At 49.4% G+C, this 23117-nt stretch carries 22 protein-coding genes; 17 read left to right on the forward strand and 5 right to left on the reverse strand.

All coding sequences use genetic code 11. The annotated features are described in order from the left end of the window. Positions 1–130 precede the first annotated feature (130 nt). Both BCY86_RS03255 and BCY86_RS03260 read right to left on the reverse strand, forming a co-directional pair. A complete protein-coding gene (locus tag BCY86_RS03255) occupies positions 131–1102 on the reverse strand; it encodes an NAD-dependent epimerase/dehydratase family protein (protein ID WP_245776260.1) in 972 nt (323 codons plus the stop codon). Beyond that, complete coding sequence (locus BCY86_RS03260) at positions 1103–2047, reverse strand: lysophospholipid acyltransferase family protein (protein WP_245776261.1); 945 nt, start codon at positions 2045–2047, stop codon at positions 1103–1105. Between the two features lie 75 nt (positions 2048–2122). Between BCY86_RS03260 and BCY86_RS03265 the strand changes: the two genes are divergently transcribed. From BCY86_RS03265 to BCY86_RS03295, 7 genes are all read left to right on the forward strand, one after another. Beyond that, positions 2123–3025, forward strand: a complete 903-nt coding sequence (locus BCY86_RS03265; RefSeq protein WP_075276435.1) for a S66 peptidase family protein — start codon at positions 2123–2125, stop codon at positions 3023–3025. A 227-nt stretch (positions 3026–3252) separates the two neighbouring features. Further along, a complete protein-coding gene (locus tag BCY86_RS03270; RefSeq protein WP_075276436.1) occupies positions 3253–3891 on the forward strand; it encodes a HEAT repeat domain-containing protein in 639 nt (212 codons plus the stop codon). Positions 3892–3897: 6 nt separating this feature from the next. After that, on the forward strand, positions 3898–5730 hold the full coding sequence (locus BCY86_RS03275; protein ID WP_075276437.1) for a S49 family peptidase: 1833 nt from the start codon (positions 3898–3900) through the stop codon (positions 5728–5730). Positions 5731–5819: 89 nt separating this feature from the next. Then, positions 5820–6050 carry a hypothetical protein gene (locus BCY86_RS09660; protein ID WP_156865029.1) on the forward strand — a complete coding sequence of 77 codons (231 nt, stop codon included), beginning with the start codon at positions 5820–5822 and terminating at the stop codon, positions 6048–6050. A gap of 388 nt (positions 6051–6438) precedes the next feature. Further along, entirely contained in the window at positions 6439–6783 is a 345-nt protein-coding gene (locus BCY86_RS03285) for an N-acetylmuramoyl-L-alanine amidase (protein WP_156865030.1), read from the forward strand. A 37-nt stretch (positions 6784–6820) separates the two neighbouring features. After that, positions 6821–7183 carry a hypothetical protein gene (locus BCY86_RS03290; protein ID WP_075276440.1) on the forward strand — a complete coding sequence of 121 codons (363 nt, stop codon included), beginning with the start codon at positions 6821–6823 and terminating at the stop codon, positions 7181–7183. 205 nt (positions 7184–7388) lie between these two features. Further along, positions 7389–9290 carry an MYXO-CTERM sorting domain-containing protein gene (locus BCY86_RS03295; protein ID WP_075276441.1) on the forward strand — a complete coding sequence of 634 codons (1902 nt, stop codon included), beginning with the start codon at positions 7389–7391 and terminating at the stop codon, positions 9288–9290. 139 nt (positions 9291–9429) lie between these two features. Here BCY86_RS03295 and BCY86_RS03300 read toward each other — a convergent pair whose 3' ends face one another. Beyond that, positions 9430–11676 (reverse strand): tetratricopeptide repeat protein, encoded by a 2247-nt coding sequence (locus tag BCY86_RS03300; protein ID WP_075276442.1) that lies wholly within the window; start codon positions 11674–11676, stop codon positions 9430–9432. A gap of 105 nt (positions 11677–11781) precedes the next feature. Between BCY86_RS03300 and eno the strand changes: the two genes are divergently transcribed. Further along, entirely contained in the window at positions 11782–13053 is a 1272-nt protein-coding gene (gene eno / locus BCY86_RS03305; protein ID WP_075276443.1) for a phosphopyruvate hydratase, read from the forward strand. Between the two features lie 34 nt (positions 13054–13087). Here the strand turns inward: eno and abc-f are convergent, their stop codons facing one another. After that, a complete protein-coding gene (gene abc-f, locus BCY86_RS03310) occupies positions 13088–14731 on the reverse strand; it encodes a ribosomal protection-like ABC-F family protein (protein WP_075276444.1) in 1644 nt (547 codons plus the stop codon). 266 nt (positions 14732–14997) lie between these two features. Between abc-f and BCY86_RS03315 the strand changes: the two genes are divergently transcribed. The 7 genes from BCY86_RS03315 to BCY86_RS03345 all read left to right on the forward strand — a co-directional run bounded on the left by BCY86_RS03315 (position 14998) and on the right by BCY86_RS03345 (position 19310). Next, positions 14998–15369, forward strand: coding sequence for a hypothetical protein (locus BCY86_RS03315; RefSeq protein ID WP_156865031.1), 372 nt, complete (start codon positions 14998–15000; stop codon positions 15367–15369). 138 nt (positions 15370–15507) lie between these two features. Further along, entirely contained in the window at positions 15508–16062 is a 555-nt protein-coding gene (locus tag BCY86_RS03320; RefSeq protein ID WP_075276446.1) for a hypothetical protein, read from the forward strand. Continuing rightward, a complete protein-coding gene (locus BCY86_RS03325; protein ID WP_075276447.1) occupies positions 16043–16402 on the forward strand; it encodes a hypothetical protein in 360 nt (119 codons plus the stop codon). The genes BCY86_RS03320 and BCY86_RS03325 overlap by 20 nt, the downstream gene beginning before the upstream one ends. A gap of 135 nt (positions 16403–16537) precedes the next feature. Beyond that, positions 16538–16774, forward strand: a complete 237-nt coding sequence (locus tag BCY86_RS03330; RefSeq protein ID WP_156865032.1) for a hypothetical protein — start codon at positions 16538–16540, stop codon at positions 16772–16774. 24 nt (positions 16775–16798) lie between these two features. Then, positions 16799–17095 carry a protein kinase domain-containing protein gene (locus BCY86_RS03335; protein ID WP_075276449.1) on the forward strand — a complete coding sequence of 99 codons (297 nt, stop codon included), beginning with the start codon at positions 16799–16801 and terminating at the stop codon, positions 17093–17095. Further along, entirely contained in the window at positions 17092–17340 is a 249-nt protein-coding gene (locus BCY86_RS09665; RefSeq protein WP_156865033.1) for a hypothetical protein, read from the forward strand. Before BCY86_RS03335 ends, BCY86_RS09665 begins: the two co-directional genes overlap by 4 nt. A gap of 500 nt (positions 17341–17840) precedes the next feature. Then, positions 17841–19310 carry a hypothetical protein gene (locus BCY86_RS03345; RefSeq protein WP_075276451.1) on the forward strand — a complete coding sequence of 490 codons (1470 nt, stop codon included), beginning with the start codon at positions 17841–17843 and terminating at the stop codon, positions 19308–19310. A gap of 84 nt (positions 19311–19394) precedes the next feature. Here the strand turns inward: BCY86_RS03345 and BCY86_RS03350 are convergent, their stop codons facing one another. Then, positions 19395–20597, reverse strand: a complete 1203-nt coding sequence (locus BCY86_RS03350; RefSeq protein WP_075276452.1) for a cation:dicarboxylate symporter family transporter — start codon at positions 20595–20597, stop codon at positions 19395–19397. Positions 20598–20777: 180 nt separating this feature from the next. On the opposite strand from BCY86_RS03350, the gene BCY86_RS03355 reads away from it, so the two are divergent. Both BCY86_RS03355 and BCY86_RS10050 read left to right on the forward strand, forming a co-directional pair. Continuing rightward, the gene (locus BCY86_RS03355; RefSeq protein WP_172824787.1) at positions 20778–21665 is read left to right on the forward strand and encodes a hypothetical protein; all 888 of its coding nucleotides are present in this window, start codon (positions 20778–20780) and stop codon (positions 21663–21665) included. An 853-nt stretch (positions 21666–22518) separates the two neighbouring features. After that, positions 22519–22752, forward strand: coding sequence for a hypothetical protein (locus BCY86_RS10050; protein WP_075276454.1), 234 nt, complete (start codon positions 22519–22521; stop codon positions 22750–22752). Positions 22753–23117 lie beyond the last annotated feature (365 nt).

Raw genomic sequence — 23117 nt, forward strand, 5'->3', positions numbered from 1 at the left:
CGGTTGTGTCTCTCTGGCTTTGGCCAGATCTTCTGCAGTGAGAGCAAGCAGGGGTTATTGATGAGGCAGAGATCGGTTGGGACATGGAGCGCCTCGTGATTAGGTTAATGGTGAGTGGATAGTGTTTCGTTTACCAGATATCTTCTGTAACGGAGAGGATGGTCTCGTAGATTGAGCGTGTGGGGTGGAACTTAAGAATGGTTCGTGCCCGCTCATCATCCACCATGCATAGATATCGGAGATAATCGAGCTCCGGTGCAGGGAAATTGGTGATTCGGAGAGACCAGAGCGATCGCATTAAGAGGGTTGCGAGCGAGTAAGGAAGAGAGAAAGTAGGTCGCTTGAGGATCTTGATGATGTGAGAGAGTGGTAGAGGTGCTGTGCCTGCGATGTTAAAGATTCCACGAATGCCCGGTGTGAGCGCTTTGAGGATCGCTTGCACGACGTCGGATTCATGAATGACCTGAATCATCGGATCAAATCCGAGCAAGGTGGGGATGATGGGGAGACGCAGGAAATTGGAGAAAGCGTTATGAACTCGTCCAAGAATGTGTGTAGGACGAAAAATAATGGTTTCAATGTCGGGCAGCTTCCAAAAGAAGCTCTGTGTCAACATATCAATTTCAACCAAATCTCGGATCTCGGGGAAGTTTTGTCCCGCTAGCAGGGGAGATTCTTCCTTTAAAAACTGAAGATTATCGAAGTGGGGTCCGTACACATTGGCGCTCGAAAGCACAATGAGTTTGGGAATGTGAAAGTATGCGACATAATCCAGCAGTTTTTGATAACCGATCACATTCCACGAGTAATGCTCTGCGGCGGATACTCTCGGATCGTGCATAATTCCTAGATGGATTACGGCTCCGATCGTATGCATGCGAAAGATATCCTTAATTTTCTTGCGCCGGATATCTAATGAGTAATGCAGAACATCTTTCGGACTTTCGTGGAAGGGACGCTGATCGATCCCGATGACAGGATAATGCCGATGGAGTTGACGAACGACCTGCTTGCCTAAACGTCCACAGACTCCTGTGACAAGGATGGCAGGCTGATGCTGGGAAGTGGGAGCTTTTGTAATGACCATTGTGTGTAAAATCATTCACCAAAAAATATGCTGACGCGATTGAAGGCCCTGATCGAGGAGGGATTGAATTTTCTTTCGAACAAGCGAAACTTTTTCTTCTACGGTTGCGTCATCTTCATCGGGATCTCCAAAAAACATCATTGGTTCTCCAAAATAGAGGCGGTATTTGGTGGGAAGTGGGAGCTGCCCTCCAGGGATCAAGAGTTGAGGGATGATCGGGAATGCGGGCATTTGGAACAGACTGGCAACTCGAGTTAAGTTGGCGACGGAGATGTACTGCTCTTCGTTCCCAATGACGGCGACAGGAATGATAGGGGTTTCTGTCTCAATTGCAAGGCGCATAAAGCCAAGCCCGAATTCTTGGAGTTGGTAGCGCTTATCGAAAGTCTTGGAGATACCTTTGGCTCCTTCCGGAAATACGAGAAGGGTTTCCCCCTGCTGAAGTAGTCGTTGAGCATTTTCTGGAGCTCCTACCACCTGTCCCACACGCGCGAACAGCGTCGAGATAAAAGGGAGAGTTTGGGTCCACTTGTCGACCATCGTGCGGACGAGTCGAGGGGGCTCTGCATCCATCACGAGGGTTGTGGCAATCAGGGCAGCATCGATGGGGATCTGGCCTCCGTGATTGCTCACGAGGAGGAGACGACCTGGAAGAAGGCGATCAGCACCGTGCACTTCTGTCCGGAAATAATACCGATGAAAGAACCCCATGAAGGCAAGCGTGTATTTGGTCCACTCCGGATCGAGTCCAAACGGATCAACGCCAGTCGGTGTGAGGTGGAGGGGAACGCGGGCGAGCTTAGCGGGGAAGTCTTCTCCCAGAAAATTGATGAGCCATTCGTCCAGCGTTTGGTCAGTGCGTTTCCTAATTTTTTGCCAAATGGGGTGGAGTCTGACCGATTTGACAAGCTGTTTGAAGAGATGTAAGGGTTCTTGAGGTGTGTACATTGACCAAAGCATGAAGCCTCTTGAGGACTGGGTCAATACTTCGTGAAACTCTTTTGAAAGAGCTGGGCTGGAGGGAAGAAAGTCACAATGTCCTTTTGCTACCCCTCTCCTTTGTGTCCAGGCGATCGGGTCGCTCTTGTCGCCCCTTCAGGTCCCTGTGAGCCTAATCTATTTTTCCAAATGTTGGGTTGGATACAGGGGCGCTATCAGGTTCAAGTACAACCAGGGATTCTGGCTCGGAAGGGGTATTTAGCGGGGGATGATCAACGGCGTCGAGAGGAACTGTCTTCCGCTTTTTGTGACCCAGGTATTAAGGCGGTGATTGCAGTGCGGGGGGGATATGGAGCTACTCGGATTGTGGATGCTCTCCCTTGGGAAGAGCTTAAAAAACATCCTAAGTGGCTAGTGGGCATGAGTGATTGTACAGCACTCCACCTGGAAGTGAATCGCCGCAGCATCACTTCTATCCATGCTGGAGGGACCATGCATCTTTGTCAATCTCCTTATGCTTCTGTTCATCGAGCGGATCTGATGAGATTGCTTGAGCACCCTGATGCGTCTTATCAATGGCCAGCTCTTTCTATCCTTCATCCAGGGGGTGCACAGGGGCCCTTGATGGGTGGAAATTTAGCTCTTCTTGAGGCTACAGCGGCGGCGGGGCGGCTTGCTTTCCCCTCTGGAGTGATTCTTGCGCTTGAGGATGTCGCAGAAGCCCCTTACCGGATCGATCGTATGTTAACAGCCCTTCGCTTGGGGGGATATCTAAAGAAGGTGGGTGGGATTGTCTTCGGTAAATTCACTCGCTCGAAGCCTGGTAGGTATGGTGTTTCTACTGAAGAGGTACTTATTGAATGCACCCGAGATCTAGCTATTCCCGTTTATGCCGATGCTCCTTTTGGACATGGAACTCGAAATCGAGCTTTTATACTAGGCTCGTGGGTTACTCTCCGAAAAGGAACTGTCACTTTTGAGCAAAAAAAGGGAGAATAACAGTTTTCGCTTGAGGAGGATCTCTGTTTGGCAATCTTTTGATGATGTACGGGCTAGCGGTGGAATCTGTCAAATGATAAAAACGCTACTGTCAGCTGGAAATTCGTGTATAAAGAAAGATGATAACTTGATGAAATGCAAGAATCAAACAGGGTCGTAGCGCCTCAGTGTCGATTCAACTGTTTTTGTCTTGAACAACGATCCCCTTGATTTGGAGGAGAAAAGCGATGACGGGCCTAAGGAAAACACTTCTTGCGCTTTTTAAAGCAGAGCAACAGGTGCGTCAACTTCATCATGAGCTTGCCCAAAGTAAGCCAGAGGAGATCAAGCCTCTCCTACAGGAAGCTGTTCAGGAAGCGAAGGGGCTTGAACATGAAGAACAGAAAATTCTGAGGCTTGTGCGGCTTGCCTTTCTCCTCGGTGAATTTCACGGTGAATGGGTTGCTCATCAGCTGATCGATATTTTGGATAGCGATTCTCCTGAAATCCGGAAGGCTGCGGGTGAATTCTTTGAGGAGTTGGCTTACGAGCGTTTTAAAGAAGCGGCAATTGCAGTTGAACGGGCTCTCAAATGCTTGGATCCCTCTAGCTTGGCGTTATTGGAGCTGCCGTATATTCTCGTCCGGATCGGAGAACCTGGAACCATCAAACTGCTCGAGAAGTTTTTGGCTTCCAAGAATCCAGAGGTGGTTTCAGCTGCAATGGAAGCTCTTGTGGAGGGTGGGGATACGGAAGCTGTCTCCCTTTTGGACCCTCTGCTGAAGGATAAGCGAGAGGTGATGATTGAGGATGATGGGGGGGAAGAATGTGCAGTTCCGTTGGGGGAGCTTGCAAAAGAGGCTCAACAAATTCTGCGCGACCTTTGAGGATGGATGTTCTCTCTGTCTAGAAGCATTAGGAGGATCGGTGCGATAGGGTGTGGGATTTTATGGATGGTAGAAGGGGGATGTAGGGGGCGCCCTTTATCCTTTTCGGCTCATCCTTATTCTTCGGTTGCCGTAGAAGAAGCAGGAAGATCAACGAAAGGGATCATTGCCCAAGTTGATCTGACTGCGGGGATTCCAGAGCAAGGTGGTGGGAGTCCATGGGCTCTTTCTCCCAGCCGAATCAGTTTTGATGCTTTCGTGAAACGCATGGAGGAAGTGTTTGCTCGTTCTGATGTTCGGGGCGTGTATGTAAATTTTGGAGATGCCCAGTTTGGTTTTGCTCGCGCTTTGGAGGTAGGAACGCTTCTCGGGCAGATCCGGAAAAATCATGTTCCTGTTGTTTGCTATGCCGAGGAATTAACCAATGCTACGATGATGGCAGCGGCAGAGGGGTGTACCCAGATCTATGTGTCTCCAGCAGGGACTGTAGGGACGGTTGGAATCGGTGCACAGGTGGTCTATATGCGCCGTCTTCTTTCGGATCAATTGCATCTCTCAGTGGATATTTTGCAGGTAGGTAAATTCAAAGGAGCTGAGGAGCCATTGACACGGGATGGACCAAGCGAGGAGGCTCAGGCGACCCTAAGGTCTACGCTGACGGATATACGCGTTCAGTGGCTCGATAGAATTCAGAGAGGGCGCTCTTCTGAAAAGACTGTTGCTGCAGCGGAGGATGGTCCTTATGCTCCTGATAAGGCTATGGAACTTGGCCTTATCGATGCAGTGGGGTACAAACAGCAGGCTCAAGAAGCGATTCAAAAGCTTGCTGGGGTGACGCGTATGGAGCCCTGTTTTGGAACAGACCGCAACGATAACCGCTTTGATTGGGGAATCCTAGTTCAGATGTTGACCAATAATAAGGGGTTGAGCTTGTCAGCTCCTGTTGCTCTTGTTCGGGCAGTTGGCAATATCTCTATGGGGGAAACCAATGGCCTGTCCACGGGTGGCATTTCGGAAAAGGAATTGAGCCGAGTGCTCGCCCGACTGGAGCAGGATGATGCGGTCAAGGCCGTTGTCCTGCGGGTTGATTCCCCTGGGGGTAGTGCACTTGCCAGCGACTTGCTCTGGAATCAAATGATGAGGCTCAGGCGCAAGAAGGTTCTTGTCGCTAGTATAGGGGATATGGCTGCCAGTGGGGGGTATTATTTAGCGTCTGCAGCTCAGTGGATTTACGCATCTCCCACTTCAATTGTGGGCTCGATCGGGGTGGTTGGTGGAAAAATCGGGATTGGAAAAGCCCTGGAGCATTTAGGGATTCACACAGAGACGTTTGTCCCTTATGGCGTTAGCCTTCAAGCGATCAACCGCTCTGTGTATATGTCTCCTCTTGTCGAATGGGATGATGCGACGCGTATGCGTATATTAGAAGGGTTTGTCGCTACGTATACCCTTTTCGTCCACCGTGTTGCGACGGGGCGTGAGCTCCCACCTGCCAAGATACAGGAAGTGGCAGAAGGGCGTATTTTTGGTGGGAGAGAGGGGAAAGAAAAAGGTCTCGTCGACGAATTGGGTGGCCTGCGCGAAGCGATTGCGCGCGCTCGTATGGAAGCAAAGCTTCCTGCCGATGCGGTGGTCGAGACGGTTGAAGTGGGATCTCCTCTCCTCCAGATGATGACTCTTGTCGGAGGAGGTGCCGACGAATTTGCCCATGCTGTGAATGTCAAAACGACAGCGCTCGAGCTCTTTAGCAAATGGCTTCCTCTGGTTTCACTGGAGCCCTTCGCGCAGCGAGACGAGCTTGTAATGACTGTCCTTCCTTACTTCCTTCAAGTTCGCTAAGGTGAAAAGTTCGATATGAGGAAGTGGAGCGGCGTTGTTGAGCTATTCGTTGCACTTCTTCTTTCATTACTCCTCTTGCTTGCTGGGGGATGCGTGAATGGATCCGCCTGTTCCTCTTTTGCGTATCCTGTGCTCTTGCATGGCTCGACGACACTTCCTCTGGACCGGATAGTCAGCCAGATCCCTACAAAACAGTTCCTATTGATGTCAGCGATATTAACACTGCGTATGAATGGCAGGTATTTGTTGATGATAAGTGGATGAAGGGGCTAGCAAGCTTGCCCAAAATGCGAAGGTCGAAACCGGCTGATCGATTTTAGGCTCAATCCCCTGAACACGCTCCCCGTGTCCTCCTTTCGTTCGTGTCGCATGATTATCCCGTTATGGTTGCTGTAAGATTTAATTAGATCGCGATCCAGATGAGAAAGGGAGCGGTGCAGCGAGTTGGTTTTTTGCCCCAGGAGGAGATATCAGCGGATGTCCTCTCTGCCGTGAAAAGAGTGAATAATATCACCATAAAAGTTGTCTGTATCCGATGGTTATTGCGCTTAAGTTGATTTTTTTGACACCCCTTGCTTTTTTGCTGCATGTGGCTCGGAGGTGTCTTCTCCAACTTCCTTTCTGCCTATGAATATTTGTCCTACGTATTCTTGTAGCTCCTACAAGGGGCTCAGCCCAGAGAGAGATAAAGCAACATGAATGGGGGGGATGCTGCAAGATTCAGATGTCCACTACACTGTACTGCTTCGAGAGACTTCTCTTCGTGTTTTGACGGAGGGGATGGTGAGTGCCCATTACTTGATCTGTCAAGAGGTGATTCACGTGGAGATCGTGTATCAACTTGTGGAGGATTACGATTGGGCTTGGCATGCTGGGAACAGCGCTTGGGGATCTAGAACTGAGCTCAATGATACATCCCAGCGAGATCGAGAATGTGAATCTTGTGTTTCAAGTCGATGCGGAAGGGCGTCCCCATTCTCGATGCAATCGGGCATCACATTTGGTTCCCTTGGGAAAGTGAGCCTTAGATCGAAGCGCTCATTCAATCTGTAAGCAGATTTGCGATCGGTATCAGATCTCCCCCCCGTGTGTGTTTGGACATGCGGATATAGCTCCTGGTTGGAAATGGGATCCAGGTCCTCTATTCCACTGGAAGAGACTCTACGATCACGGGATCGGTGCCTGGTCTGATGAACAAGAAGTCCCTTCTCTTATAGCGGGGAAAAGCCCTCAGCAACTGATTCGTGGGGAGGAAAGACTGCGGTCGTTTCAAGAGCACCTCAAACAATGGGAATATCTCCTTCAGGTTACAGGGAAGCTCGATGAGCAGACCGAACATGTTGTGAACGCTTTTCACATGCATTTTTTGGGTGAAGAGAACACAATCCCCCCCGAAGAAACAAAAGCTGTTCTTCATGCCTTGATCAGAAAATACCCGACAGAACGGACTTGATTTTCTCAAAATTGGCTTATCTGTTTTTTGAAAAGTGTAAAATCAGGCAAAATAAAGTGAGTCCATGTCTTTTCTACTTGAGGTTGTATTTCATTTAAGTATGAAGTAAATTGACCTTGCCGTGCGTGCCATGTCGAATTGAAATAAAATAGCCTGTTTGTGACAGCGTCACTCAGAGTTTTTTAGTGAGTCAGAGGAGTCAATTATGACGGATGTGGTTTTCAAAGGAAGAAGTGTATCCCGATTCGTGAGCAAGTATGTTGGTATGCTGGGTGTTGTCGCTTCGCTTGCCCTCGTACAGACTGCGCAAGGTGCGGATACTTATGGTCTTGGCACGGGGAAGGATGGGGATAAGGCTATTTCGGGCGTTGCTGAAACAGTGCTTCATCGCTATGCGCAAGTAACAGCGATTATAGATAATAAGGCTCTTACAGTTACAGAGCGTGCGGATAATGATGCAATTGCTCCAGATGCTCCTAAATTTGAGCCTGGAGTCATGGTGTTGTTAATACAATCGACTGGATATGGCAAGGATTTTGCACAGTTACCTGTTCCACGAAAGAACAGTGTGGATCCGTGGTTAAAGTCACCTCTTTCCATGACGGGTACCAGTGTCGGTAAATTCGAACTCGCTAGAATTAAAACAGCTTCGAATGGAACCATTGGGCTCACCAAGCCACTCGAACAGACCTTTGATCCCATTGTGACCCAGGTGCTGACGGTTGGTGAATATCAGAATATGATGATTGATACGGGAACTAGACTTGTCCCCTTACCATGGAATGGAGCAACAGGAGGCGTTGTTGCTGTATTTGCAGCGCAAAAGCTGACGAATAATGGGTCCATCAGTGCTGACGGAGCTGGTTTCCGAGGAGGGGCTCCCTCTGCCAACCCAATCTATCAAGGAGCAAGAACAGCAAAAAACTGTAATGAAATGTATGGTGCTCCCCATAAAGGTCGCTTCGGATATCGTGGAGAATCGTTCGAGCTCAGTGCCTTTACTGTGGAGAACGCAAATAAAGAGAAAGACGATAAATCACATTCTCCTGTTGCATCGCAAGTTTGGGCGCATGGAGGATATGGAGTACTCCTGAGTGGCGGTGCGGGCGGTGGCTGCCGTGGCTCCGGAGGTGGGGGAGGGGGAAACGGAGCTGCTGGAGGCCGGGGGGGAAATGCTCATGATCTAAATAAGGCGAATATGCGGGCAGTAGGTGGAATGGGTGGTGCCAAGGTGGATGGTGACTTCCCTGCAAGTCTCTTCATGGGAGGTGGGGGAGGAGGGGGACATCAGAGTCATAATTTAGGTAGCGCAGGTGGTTCAGGGGGAGGAATTGTCATTGTGCGCGCAGGGGAGATAGATGGGAATGGTGCTATCTCGTCAAAGGGAGTAACTGCAAATGCTAACAACCCTTCTTCAGGAAATAACAATGATGGTAAAGGAGGGGGTGGTGCGGGGGGTAGCGTCCTCATTCAAGTAGCTGGAAATTATGCTGCTGGTGGGACTGTCTCTGTGAATGGAGGGAGTGGTGGTGCGGTTGCTACTGTGGAACCCGACAAATATGGGTCAGGGGGAGGGGGTGGTGCGGGTAATCTCTGCATCAGCGCTGCTGCACTTCCTAACACGATTGAGGCTAAAGGAGGACAAGCTGGCAATCCTGGCATACGAAATGCTCAGCCTGGTGGAAATGTAGATCCAGCCAACAATGCTGCATGTTCCGGTGCATTTGATGGTGCTCCTTGTACGGGTGACGATAGGAAAAGTGGGAAATGCGGGGGATGCGAGAACGATAACCAGTGCAAGAAATGGCTTGGAGGGGATGATACGGCCACATGCAACGCGAATGCGCAATGCGAAGGGCAAGGATACAAGCCACCACCTGCAGATGCTGACGCGGGGGCTTCTGGTGAAGATGGAAGAAAGGACAAAAAAGACGCTGGAGATGCAGGGGATGGGGGGGATACAGGAGAGGGTGGTAGCAGCGAGAGTGGCTGTGGCTGTTCATCGAGCGGGACGGGGTCTGGTCCTGTGGCTGGATTGATGGCTCTGATTGGAATTGTGGGTAGCTTTGTTGCACGCCGTCGTCAACGCAACGGAACATCCGCCTAACACATTGCTCGTCGTTGAGTCGTGAAAGAGCTCTTTGGCTCCCAAGGAGTCCTCTTTAACGTTCCATTCTTTGGTTCCTTGAGAGAAAAAGCTTCGTTTGAGGTCTTTTCTTTTTTAACCTCTTGTCTGGTTGCAATGTTTAAGGGATGAGGAGGCTTTGATAGACTTGGTGGTACAGGGCAGCTTCTTGAGGGCGATGGTGGGTGCGGGAGATCTCTTCGAGGTTTTGGAGTGTGGCTAGCGTATGAGGGAGAAGAGTGGTCCGCCGCTCTTGATCGGCTTCTTCGAGACGTGCACAGAGCAGAGCCAATAACTCATGAGTTCGCTGCCGACGCGTAAGGAGAGCGATCAACTCATCAGTGATAAGGTCATCGGTCGGGTTGGCTTGGAGCTGTTCTCGCAACTCTTCAATCCGTCGATTTTCTCTTTCTTCTTCCGCTGTTTCTTCTGTAGAAAGGGGTAAATGCTCGATATCGGCTAGAGGAGAAGGGACGGAAGGGATTTCTTGTTCCAGTTCATGATGTAAGGCAAGTGCTTGAGGATCGTGTGGCATCCAGTGGAGCAGCGTTTTGAGGTGGATGCGTGCGCTTGTTAGATCGCGCTGGATATCTCGCGCAAACATTACGGCTTCTAGCAGGAGATGATGGAGGCTCTCTTCTCTCGTCTTCCACAGAGAAGTCCTTTCTTCATGAATTCTGGTGTGCATTCGGTTAAAAGCTTGTTCGGCCCCCTCTGTATCTCCGAGGGAGGCTCTCCACCGCGCTTCAAGGCCTCGCGCAATGGCAGCTTCTTCAGCAGAATCAGGGATATTTTGGATGCGTGCGATGGCGGATGCTAGGTCGTGTAACTTTTCTGCGAGCGTCCAGGCGAGTGTCAGGAGAAGGGAAGGAGGTGGGGAGGCGGAGGGTGAAAAGGTATCAAGAGCACGATAGAGCAGGGAAATGCCTTGTTTGGATTGCCCCTGTGCGATGAAACAGGTGCCTAATCCGATGAGAGCGTTTAAGTTCTGGACATCGAGGGTGAGGGCTTGCTCATACAGCGTGGCTGCCTGTTCTGTTTGATGGTGTGTTTCCCATAAACTGGCCAAGAATGACATTACGCGGGCTTGCCTAATGTTTCCTTCTGTTTGGGCAATTAATGTGTCTGTGTCCTTGAGCGCTTGCTCCCATGCTGCTGCCTCGAGACATCGGTGGAGTCGAGTCCAGAGGATAGAAGAAGCTTGAGGAGTCCAGTCCATGGCTCGCTCAAACCAGAGGAGGGATTGGGCAAAGTTCTTCTCACGTTCTGCGGCTCGCTGGTAGGCATAGGCTGCTAGGGGGGGAATGCGCTCTTGCTCTCCTGCTTGGATCCATGCGGAGAGAGCGTCCTCTGGAAATTCTAAGCGGTCGTAAAGACTTGCAAGGAGAAGCCATGGGCGGGGAGGGTGACTTGGATGGCAGGCTATCAGCAGATCGATCGCTTCTTGCAAATTCGCTTGATGATGGAGGGAAATTTCGGCAATCCGCCGGCTTATTTCAGGATGATAGGGGGCTTTTGAAAGCGCTTGTCGATCAAATGCTTTTGCCTTGTCTAGTTCTCCACGGCTTCGCGCGAGATCACCTGTTCGTGTCCACTCATTGGCCTCTTTTGCGTAGATAGCTTCTTTGTTTGTGGAAGGGATGGATTCTCGAGAGGCTGTTTGTAAGGTCCATCCTTGTGAGGAGGGGAGGAAAGAGATCTGTGGAATTCTGTCATCTCTGCATGGTGCTACGCCGGCTTGGTGGAGAATCCAATGTGTGAGCGATCGGATGCTTTTCTTAAACAGGAATGAGGCTCCGTTAGGTTGCCCAAAAGGGTGTGTCATCGCTTGGAGGGTGGCGATCGCGAGCTGTGTTGGGGGGGCAGTTAGATGAATCCCTCTTGCGTGGTAAATCTCGAGGGTCAGATCACTTTCTTGTAGAAATACGGCAATTTCAAAAGCGAGGAGCGGTCTTTCGATGGGGGGGATTAGGGGTTCTTCTCCCCCTAATCCTACGGTGGCTCCCATCTCTCGCGGAAGGATCCAAAGTTGGGGAGGAGTCGGACCGATAATTCCTGCCAACCGCGGACGTATCCATGAGCAGAAACGAGCGATATTGAACTCTACCTGAATCCGTTGAAGTTCTCCCTGGCAGTGACGGAAGCGTGCCACTCCTCCCGACACGTCGAGAGGAAATTTAGCGGCACCTAAAAATAAGAACAGATCCACGAATTCAAGAAAATGGATCGAAACGGGTTGTGTTAATTCAAGCCCCACTCCATTTCTCGCTATGGCGAGTTGAAATTCGATTGGGGGTGATTCTTGCTCGAAAGCAGAAAAGAGACTTTCCTCTTGAGAACTGGTATGGGAAAAGGGCGGATGAATCATCGAAGCTGACCTTAATAATCGTACAATCAACTACTGGAAGAATAGCATAGGTCCTAAGAGTTCTGCTTTCTTTAGACTTGTCTTGTTCTTTAAAGGAGAACTACAATGAGTGAGATCAGAAGAGTGCACGCGCGTGAAATCTTAGATTCGCGTGGGAATCCCACTGTTGAAGTGGAGATATATACTCAAAGCGGTGTGGGGTACGCTGCAGTTCCTAGCGGGTGTTCTACAGGGAGCTATGAGGCTGTGGAACTCCGTGACCGAGAAGAGAACCGATTTGCAGGGAATGGGGTTAGGCAGGCAGTCCGGCATGTGCGTGAAACGTTAGGCCCTGCTCTTGTGGGGGTGAGTGCCTTCGAACAGACGCAGATAGATCAGCTTTTGCTTCAGCAGGATCATACACCCGATAAATCCAGACTCGGGGCAAATGCAATCTTGGGGGTTTCTCTAGCGGTTGCCCGTGCTGCTGCGGATACACTTCGCGTCCCTCTTTGGCGATATGTAGGAGGGGTCTCTGCTCGTACGTTACCAGTTCCCATGATGAACATCCTCAATGGGGGAAAGCATGCTGACAATGGACTTGATTTTCAAGAGTTGATGATCGTCCCCTTTGGATTTGATCACTTTCACCTCGCTTTGCAGGCAGGCGTTGAGATTTTTCATCAGCTGCGGTTTCTTCTTCAGCAAAAAGGGCTGGTGGTCGCTGTAGGAGATGAAGGGGGATTTGCCCCTCGCCTCTCTTCTCACGAGGAAGCGTTCGGATATATTCTGCGAGCGATTGAAGGAGCTGGTTATCGCCCTGGTGAGCAAATTGGTTTGGCAATCGATTGCGCTGCGACGGAATTCTTCTCTCCTGAGAAAGGGACCTATCGCTTTGAGCGGAAGGAGAGGAGTGGATCAGAATTGATCGCAGCCTATCGAGCGATAGCAGATCGTTTTCCTCTGATTTCATTGGAGGATGGTTGTGCGGAGGATGATTGGCAAGGATGGAAAGAGCTTACCCAAACGTTAGGAGGGCGAATGCAGCTCGTGGGGGATGATCTCTTTGTGACCCATCTTTCGAGGCTGGAACAAGGAGTTCAACAGGGGTGTGCCAATGCGATTCTCATTAAACCCAATCAGGTGGGTACATTGACGGAGGCGCTCGAAGCTATCCAGTATGCTAAGAGAACGGGATACGGCGTGGTGATCAGCCATCGTTCAGGAGAGACGGAAGATACATTTATTGCTGACCTCGCAGTCGGGACACAAGCAGGCCAAATTAAAGCAGGAAGTCTCTGCCGATCGGAGCGAACGAGCAAATACAATCAACTGCTTCGCGTTGAGGAAGCGTTGGGGGTGGGTGCTGTCTATGCGGGTAAGTTTTTTTCTCCTTAAGGTTTCTTGAGCAATAGACAATGAACCGGATTGGTTAGTATCTTGTCTGCTTTTCTATCCATTCTGAATAGGTCCCAGGGAAATCGGTAGCCTTTCCTGGTTGAAGGGAGAAGATTCGCGTTGCGAGCCGTTCTACAAAATGGCGATCGTGGCTCACAAAAAGAACTGTCCCTTTGAACAGCAGAAGACCTTCGAGAAGACCTTCGATTGATTCAATGTCGAGATGATTGGTGGGTTCGTCCAGAACAAGAACGTTCGGTTTTCCTAAGACTAACTTAGCCAGAAGTAAACGGGCTGCCTCACCTCCTGAGAGGGCATCTGTCTTTTTGAGCGCAGCTTCCCCTGAGAATAAAAGCCGCCCCAAGATCCCGCGAATGGTCTCTTGTGCGGCTGTCGGATCAAACATGTATAACCATTCAAAGGCTGTTTTGCCCTTTGCTGTTTCTCCTAGGGCTTCGTGGTGATCCTGAGCGAAGTACCCCACACTAGCATCGTGCCCCCATCGGATCGTCCCTGCATTCGGGGTGAGCGTGTAAGGTTTGGTTTCTGAATCGAGCCGTTCGTACGCTCCGACAAGCATTTTGAGAAGGGTCGATTTCCCGATCCCGCTTGGACCGATCACAGCGACGCGATCCCCGCGGTTGAAATGAAGGGATAGATTCTCGAAAATCTTTTTCTGACCGAACGATTTATACACCCCTTCGATGCGAAGGATATCGCGCCCGCTCGATTGTTTGAATTCAAACCGAACAAAAGGGCGAACGAGACTGGAACGCTTGGGCCCTTGTGTTTTGATGCTTTCTTCTAATTTTTCGATTTGTTTAATCCGTGATTGCGCCTGCTTCGATTTCGAAGCGTGTGTTCCAAACCGCTGAACAAACTCTTGAAGTTCTGCAACTTTCTTTTTGTTGGCTGTGGCCTGCGATGCAGCGCGTTGCTTTTGCTCATATTTTGCTTGCACAAAGCTAGAATAATTCCCCGTGTACAGGGTGATCGTTTGATAATCCAAATCTGCGATATGAGTGGCAATCGCATTGAGAAAATGGCGATCGTGCGAGACGACGAGGGCAGTGCCGGCATATTCGATGAGGAAGGCCTCGAGCCAGCGGATCGAATCGAGATCGAGGTGGTTGGTCGGTTCGTCTAGAAGAAGGACATCGGATTTGCCAAAGAGCACTTGAGCGAGAAGAACGCGTAACTTGTATCCGGGAGGGAGGGTGCTCATTGCATCTTGCTGTTTTTCGGAGGGGACTCCAAGACCCACCAACAGCTCTACAGCTTCGCTTTCAGCAGTGTAGCCATCCTCTTCGGCGATGATCCCCTCTAACTCGCCCAGACGGAGACCTGTTTCTTCATCAATCTCCTTGTGTAACAATTTCTCTTTTTCTGTTAGTGCATTCCAGAGAATTTTATTCCCCATCATGACCGTATCTACGATACGTTCCTTTTCGTATTCGAAATGGTTTTGTTTTAGAATTCCTATTCGCGTTGAAGAAGGGAGCGTGATGGAGCCCCCATCGCTCTCCTCAACTCCTGCTACAAGTTTAAGAAAAGTTGATTTCCCGGCTCCATTTGCTCCAGTAATCCCATAGCGTTTACCACGATCGAATTGAGCAGAGACACCCTCAAAAAGAACTTTATGCCCAAAACGTTTTGTAACCGAATCTAGAACAATCACGGCAGTTCACTCAATAGGGGAAAAAGAGGCAAGTGAGAAAGCTGTTCTTACCATACCCTGGTCGCAGAAAGAAGCGGAACTCTCTTGGCAGTGAATCCGTCCATTATAAGGATGAATCAGTGAGAGATTTTACATTTTATTTGGAAGAGTTTATTCAGTTATCCGAAACACAGGATTGATCAGAGCGTCAAGCAGTTTGACGGAATCGATTTATGGGTCGGTTCCTTGGAACTAACGCTGGGATTTTTCTGGAGATGGTGACATGCATGATACATTCCCCTCAACGTCTCTTGGGAAGAGTAGGGGTTGCTCGGCTGGTGCTCGCGTTGGAACTCTCTTTGACGTGTGAAGTGAATACGACGAGAGTGGCTCTCGCTATTTGTTCACAGCGGGTGCTGATGCATGCATGGATCCTTGCCCCTTCTAAAAGCTCCCTCGCGACCCGCCGTTTCGCTGCGCAATTGATCGAGGGAGTAGGCCGCCAGAGAAGCGGCACGGGTGCACTGCAAGGGGACGAGTGCCCTTTCCGACTCTTCGAAGGGGGTGCGATTGGGTCGATTCTCAAGCGTTTGTTTGCTGATCGAGACCCCTCATGTTGGAGGTATGCCTCTGTGGCTCGGGGGCTTTTATACCCTTAGATACAGCAGGAGAAAGAGGATATCAAACGGATTCTTTCACTCGATACGCTTTCAGCGAAAGAATGGATGCGGGCAGCTGCTTCGGTGGCTGCGCTTGTAGCATTCGATCATGAAGCAGATGTTCGGTTGAGTCGATAAGTGCTCAATCCTTGCCTTCTCGAAAAAGATCGAGAGATTGCCATCGCCTTTGTTGGAGCTTTAGGGCGCACGCTTGAAACGGAACCCGAGCCCATCGAAGAGCTTTTCCAACGCATTGCTTATGTGGCTCCTGTGGAGATGAGTGGAGCGCTGATCGATCTGACATGGGAAGTTGGGATTCATCCCGTAATCGCAAAGACGGCAGCGCATCTTTCTGCGTTGATGGATGCTGCTCTGGAGGGAGTGAGCTCCTCTGGACGAATTGATCCGCTCCTTGGGGATCGGGTGCACTCTTCTCAGATGCGCCATCCCAAAGCCACGGAGATGCTGTTTAAACCGCTTCACACTGCGTTGCTCGCTTTTGTCCAGCAGCGGGCTCACGCAGCCTATGCGCTTACAAAAGGGACAATGCAAGAAATGACAGGGGTGGTGGGGGTACTCTGCTCCATTAGCCCCCCGAGGAAGAGGAGAAAGAAAATCGAAAGGAAGGGGGGGATCTGTTGCTATGCGCGCTACCCTCGGTCTGCTTCGCTAAGTGAAGCGTGGTTCCCTTGAACGCCCTATTCTTGCCTATCTTGTGCAGCTTGGTTTACAAGACCAACAGTTGCAAGTGTTCGAAGAAAAATTGCATCGCCTGCGTGAGCGTGTGGCTAACTGGATCCTGCAGCGAGAGGTATATTCCACCTCGGTGATTGAATCTCTCTCAGAGCACTCTTCAGAGGCTAAAGGAGGAAGACTTTCAACCACTGATCTCGCTCTCTATCGATTGCAGGCGCTTGTGTATCTTGTGGATGACGGATTGGAAGAAAAAGGCCAAAGCCCTTCTCACTCTGCGCTCTGCGTGGAGGCAGGGACAGTGGTTACGCATCGTGTCAATGCTCGTTTATTGCTTTGAGGGAGAGTCTCATCTCTTTAGCAGACTGTAGCGATCGCGCTAGCTAGAGCGCTTAAAGCGCTTTTGAGGGCTGAGGTTTGTAAGGCGGGCGCTCTCTTTCTGATCTTGGCTCGGTATGTGTGCCAACCAGGTGGGATGGAAACATTTGCAGAAGCGTTTGCGGGTTTGAGCGAGAGGCTTACGCTCGATCCTTCGAGCTCTCTTGAGTGTGTTCGAGAGGTGTTCGCCAAGATCGATGCAGCTTTGCGTTTGTTGAGCACTGTTTCCTCGCTTCGCTCTCTATCGAGTCTTGAGAATCCACAACAAGCGGATGCTGTTATCTCACTCGAAAATTCGTTGGAGTTACTGGCACGGTACAGTGTTCCTCTTTGAAGCAATTGATAGAGACCCGCGTGGGTGCCATGGAATCGATCTTATAAGGTGCTTGAAGGGATTCTTTCAGGGCTTGAGGCGATGCATCAGGTGGGGATCGGACACTTGGATTTGACACATGCTAATGTGATCATCGCCCAGCGGCAGCGGGCTGTGTTGGTTGATTTTGGATTATCCAGATATCAAGTGCGACAGGGCAGGATTCTGGACCGTCTGGATATAGGGTTCTCGCAGTATGGAAGAGCAGGGGGATGGTCGATCAACCACGGGCAATCAAGGCGGCTATCTATTCGTAGGGTTATCGCGCTTTTGAAGTATTGACTGAGCGTATGCTCTTTCCTATTGAAGATGAAATAGGGCAAGTGGTGATGCATATGCATCGCGATGGATTTCCCCCTCCTCTTCAGGCGCTTGCCAGACCAGGTGGAGATCGATGCGTTTGCGAAGTTGATCGCCTCCACACTTCACCCTTTCCTCGAGAAGAGGCCTTCTGCACAGACCTTATTAGGCGGCGCAGCAAAAGTTGGTTCCTTCTCTGGTTCAACACACTTGGCCTTTCACGTTGAGCAGGGGTTAAATGAGATTACCACCACTTGCAGGGATGCCAGCTGTAAGGTGGATCGGATTGCGTATCCTGCGGCTGATATTGTCACCACAGCTCTGAGCGGGTCTATCTGCTCGAGTTCGATGAGATCAGGATGGTTCCTGAACGGTTGGCTCAGCTGACTGTGCTCTGTGCTGCAAGACCGCTCCCCTTTTTTCCGCTTTATTATAAAAATCACGAGGGGCATTATGTAGCGCTCGATTAGTCCAACCCGGATCAGTTTCTGTTTTATTTATCCTGTGTGTCTTGCTGATTATCGGTGGGTGGAGCCTGGTTCCCCTTGCTGTCTTGGAGCGTGCAAGCAAGAATGGATAGGGGATCGTTTTACGGATCAAATCAAGCGGGTCCCCACTTACTGCTTGAACTCACTGAAAATTATTAAGCTGAGCAAGAATATCGTTTGGTGTGCTTTTTGGAAGGGGTTATAAATTAACCTACTACAGATAAGAAAGGTAGGCCCGTATGCGTGGTAAGTCATTTCTTGTTCGTTTGCGTGTTCCTCCTTTTTTGTGGTTGTTGACGCTCGGTTTCCCATTCTTTTCAGCCTGTGAAGATTGTCGGTTCGATCATGTTGACGATTGGTATGCAGATGATGAAGAAAGTCTCATTGACAGCATCGAGCGCGGGAAGGTGATTTTTGTATCTTCAGATGCCAAGGACGATGGGGAAGGGACGAAGACAAGTCCCATGACTCTCACAGCAGTAGTTCAAAAGCTGGCGAATAAAAGAAAAATGCTGGACCCACTGGAAGAAGATAAGTGGTTTCTTTTGTTGTGCGGTACAAAATATTCTGTCCCGCTGCGATTATGGGGGCAATTACATAGCTCTCTTGTAGTTAAAGGTAGGTATGATTGCGATACGTGGGAAGAATCTGATCAAATTAAGACGGAGATCCGAGTGGATGGAGCTGGTCCGGCGCTTTGGTTGAGGGGGGTTAAGAACGTACGCATACGTAATATTGACTTTTTTGTGGGGGATGGGGGGCAAGGGGAGTCGAGTATTGCTGGTTTTGTAGGCTTTTCCAGTCAAGTGGCCTTGATGGGTGTAAGCCTGCATGCTGGGCGAGGAGGAGATGGCTTGGATGGGAGGGAGGGGGAGAGTTATGACCCCCCCATCAGTCTTGGAGGGGGTGATGGAGTCGGTGTGCAAGGTGGAAAAGGTGCAATCTGTCAGGCGTGTAACGGGATATGCGTTAACGGTGGAGACGGTGGGAATGGTGTAAGTTCACAACAGCTACCTTCAAGTGGGATGGATGCGTGTGGAGGAGCAAAAGGGGGGGAGATGGATGATGATCACGGGAGTGGCCCTAAAAAAGGTGAAGATGGTGCTCATGGTGTCCCTGGTGCTGGTGGTAAAAGAAAGAACGGTACTTTAACGATAAACCAACATGGATTATTGGTCCTTCCCTCAGGTGCAGATGGAGAGGATGGTTCACCTGGGATGGGAGGAGGTGGGGGTGGTGGAACTTATATTAGTGGAAGTGGAAGCGGAGGGGGTGGTGGCTGCGGAGGGTGTGGGGGGAAGAAAGGAGAGGGAGGCAAGTCGGGAGGGTGGTCTATTGGTTTGGTTTCTTTCAAGAATACGGAACTTTCTCTGGATAATGTCAAGATAGGAATAAACAAAGCAGGGAATGGTGGCAAGGGGGGGGAAGGACATGATGGACAACAAGGAGGTCCTGGAGGCAATGGTGCGGGCAGCAGCATAAAGGGGGCGAATGGAGGTTCTGGAGGCAATGGTGGCAAAGGGGGCTCAGGAGCTGGAGGGCCGGGTGGTTTTTCCGTCTCTATTCTTTGTAATAAAACGAGTCAGCCAGCAATGCGCAAGGTTACCTATGAAGAAATAGGTGGATGGGCTGGGAAAGGAGGTCCTGGAGGTGAAGGGGCTGACAAAGGAGAGGACGGGCAAGTGTTTCGTGGTCTGTTCTCTTTTTAGAACGAGTGGGTGTCTTACCCGTCCCTTTAAGAAAGGAAATCGTTAGACCGATCTGTTGGCTAACGCTATGACTATACTATGAGGTCAGTTGGGTGCTGTCCTCTCCTCTCTTCTGGTTTCTACCCATTGGGCTACATGTTGGAACAGTTTGTGGAAATAGATGACGAAGAGATTGTTCCCTATCACATTTCCTGAGGTGGTGATAGGGTCCATGATCATGTAGAAAATAGTGATCAGCGCAATCATCTCCGGATTGAATCCCAAGGTCTTCTCGAGGACAGGGATCATGATTAAAATGCTCCCGCCAGGAACACCTGCCCCTGAAAACTTCGTGATCACGAAGGAGAGCGCAAACACTGCATATTGATTAATGCTCGGCATGGGGTAGCCAAACAGGGCGAGCATCAGCATAGCCATGCTGGGAATACAGAGGGCATCCCCGATCATATGGATGTTGACAGTGAGAGGCATCACAGAACTCGCTATCTCTTGGTTGCGTGTGTTTTGTTCTGCAGCCTTGATAGAAAAAGGGAGTGCTGCGGCACTGGACATGGTTGTGAATGCCGCGATGGCGGGGGGGAGTAGGTTTCGGCCGACGATTACAGGAGACTGCCGTGCCAAAAAGACAGATCCGCAGAAGAGCAGGATTTCATAGGAAGCCAAGAGCCCTATCATGGCAAGGACAGCTTGAGGGTAAAAAGAAAGCAGCCTACCAATCATATGGTCGTGCACCATTTTGATGATAAAGCCGAAGATAAAGAATGGCAAAAGGGGGAGAAAGATTTTCTTCAGGAAGAAATTGGCGCATTGTTCAGTACCTTTTGCTACGTGTAAAATCGATTTCTGAGCGCTGAACATCGCGAGGATAAAAGCAAGCAAAAGGGCGTTATGGCTCGAGATCAATTTAGGAAAAGAGAACTGCCACAGGGGTACGAGCAGATCAGCTTGGATATCGATTGTATTTTGGAAGGGGACTTCTTGAAAGACCATCCAACGGCTGACAGTTCCCGCGAGGATGACGCTGAACAGATTGGAGGAGACAATACTTATCAACAAGAGCACAGCGAGTAAAAAAGCGTGCCCTCGAATTTTTACAAAAGCGAAGAAAACGGAACTGAACACAATCAAAGGCATCATCAAGAGCAATAGTTCTTTTAAACTCAGACTAATTGCATAGAAGAATTGCTGCATCCTGGCTGGCATGAAATCAACTAGCCAGAAGGCGAGCACGATGGTGATCAGCAAACGGAATGAAAGGGAGCGGATGATCGGTTGCAACTTGGGCATTTTAGTTTATACTAAGAGGTGTACTTCGATCTTTTGATGGAAGGGATAAAAAGGGATCCTTGCATATGAAATGAAACAGGTCATGTATAAAGCAAGGACGTCTGGTGAGTCAAAAAGAAGTTGAGGCTGTAGGACTAGTTGATTTCACTTTCTCTCTTAGAGTCCCGCTTAGGTAATAGAATGATTTTCTTAAATAAACATTTTTGTGGCTGGGTATGTGCGATTAACTTTTTATGCCTGATGGGTGTACATTGTAGTTCTACCTCTTTGGGTGCTCCTGAGTCGGCGGATGGGGAAGAGGAAGAAGAGAGAGGTTCGGATTCGCGAGACCCTTCTAAAGGCGAGGGAGGCGGGAATAAAGGCCCCTCGGGCGACGACAAGACGGATCATAATAGTGGCGGCGATGCTGGTGGCGGCCGTACTGGTGGCGACAGCGCTGGCGACCTTGGTGGCGGCGATGCTGAAGGCAAGCCTACAACCCTTATTGTAACAGGGAAAATGGTTGCGAATGAGAAAATAGGTGGCTGCTTGCAGGGGCTTAGAAATAACGGTGTAACCAGGCATAAGAATGATGGTCTAGCGTATTCCTTTACTCCTGCCCCTATTTCTGCCAACTCTGAGGTTGCTCTTTGGTCTTTATTGCGAATTGGGGGTGTTCCTGTTTCAGATATGCAAGGGCTCATCGATCGATTGTGTCATACACCAGGCGGGCCTCAAACCATCTTTCTCGTGGTGGATAATAGGAATGACAGCGGTCTTACGAATTCTGTTCAACGAGATGGAAGGGTCATTGCTACTCTTAAGGCGGAGAGGGTCACACCCTTAGTGACAAGGCTTCAGACATCTGCTTCCGCTTATGTATTGACTTCAATGGCAGCCAATGTGCGTCTCCAATTGGGGCAATTTGTTCTTGGCAGATATCAGCCATGGAGGGTTCAAGAGGCCATACAAAAACTTGGCAAGGGGGCTTGTGGTCCTGTGTTTAAAATCCAGTCTCTCATCATTTCTCGGATGGACGGAAGCAATAAAACTCAGGTGGTTGCTTGCGATCTTCCCTCCACCTTTTAATTAGGGAGGAGGGGGATGATTTCTACGATGTAATAACCAGCAATCATACATTAAGTACTTATCTATAAAGGTTAAAATAAAAAATGCTTGCTTATCGAGATGCTTATTGGGGTTGTTTCACTGTGGCTCTTCTGCTCTCAACTCTGCAGGCCCAAAAGAGGTAAATGAACAGCTACAAGAAAACGAACCCAATAACAAAACAGGAGAGGGAGAAAGCCTCTAGACCACAAGCAAGACCCTGGGAATAACAATAGCCCTAAGAATGGTTCCGAATACTAGCCTGTATGTTGCTTGGGCTTTAATCGCTAGTGACGACATGATAGCTTGCATGTGTGATATTGAGAGCAAGCTGAAAATAAATCAAGTAAAGGATTCAACCCTAGTGACACTGGGATATTTGCTGAGGCTGAATTGCTATCAGAACAACCGCTTGCACAATTGAATTGTATTCCTTCCGATCAAGTGGATGCTATAAGTGATAAAACATGCAAATTAGCTCCTTTTCCTGTTTCCTTTATCAAGGAGGAGGATATAATGATAAATTTCTTTAGAAAGAGTGGGGATCGAACGATTCCACGTCCGCTTCATCAAAATGATCTAAGGTCTTTCTTTGATGATTTAGTAAAAAAAAAGTTTAGATACACAAAGGCACGATTTCGTTTTTGAAGATCGTGATCTTGAACTTGGAAGTATTAATTTGAATAACTCTGACAAGGATGTAGTTGCATCAAGATTGAAGCATGTTACAGCAAAGGAATGCGGCCTTATCTTTATAATATCTCGGTGCTCTGGTTATTTCCAAAGTAATCTTGGAGATACAGAAAAAGGAAGTGCGTACCTTGCAGTAGCCTAGATGAGGAAGCTCTATGATGATAGAGCTTCCTTATGGATTAGGGGGATTGATTTGCTTTGTGTGTGTGGGAGTGTGGGGATAGTTTTCTGGGGTACCTCTTCTGGTCAACATCAAGAGTTGGATGTAGACGAAGGCGAAGAGGAGAGCGTGGATGTAGACGATGGGGGTTCTGTACATTGTCCAAAGGATCCAAAAGTCAATTCTCTTCGTATTGAGGCACGCTTACGAGTCTAGGGAGACTGAATATGAGTCTCTGAGCAGATGCTTGCAGACCATCGAGAAGACGGCCAAAACAAACCCAAGAGTTTATGCAAAAAAAGAAAAGAGAACCTCTGCTCCATTTCGCGCTACAGCTATTTCTCCTCGTGCGGGGTGGTCTCTTGTCGAGCTGACTTAGGTTGCAGGAGGAATGCAGTCTATCATTCAGCGAACATGTGGAGGGGCTCCACCGGCTCAAGCTATTAATGATGGTAGGTAGCAGCGTATCTTTCTTGGGGATGCGCTTCAAGAAGAAAACTTGAGCCCTGTGCTTTCCTCCGAATGGATCGAGGGGTATATAACTCATCTGCTTAAACGATTTGCATCTTATTTCGCGATTT

The sequence above is a fragment of the Pajaroellobacter abortibovis genome, from assembly GCF_001931505.1.
Taxonomy (GTDB): Bacteria; Myxococcota_A; Polyangia; order Polyangiales; family Polyangiaceae; genus Pajaroellobacter; species Pajaroellobacter abortibovis.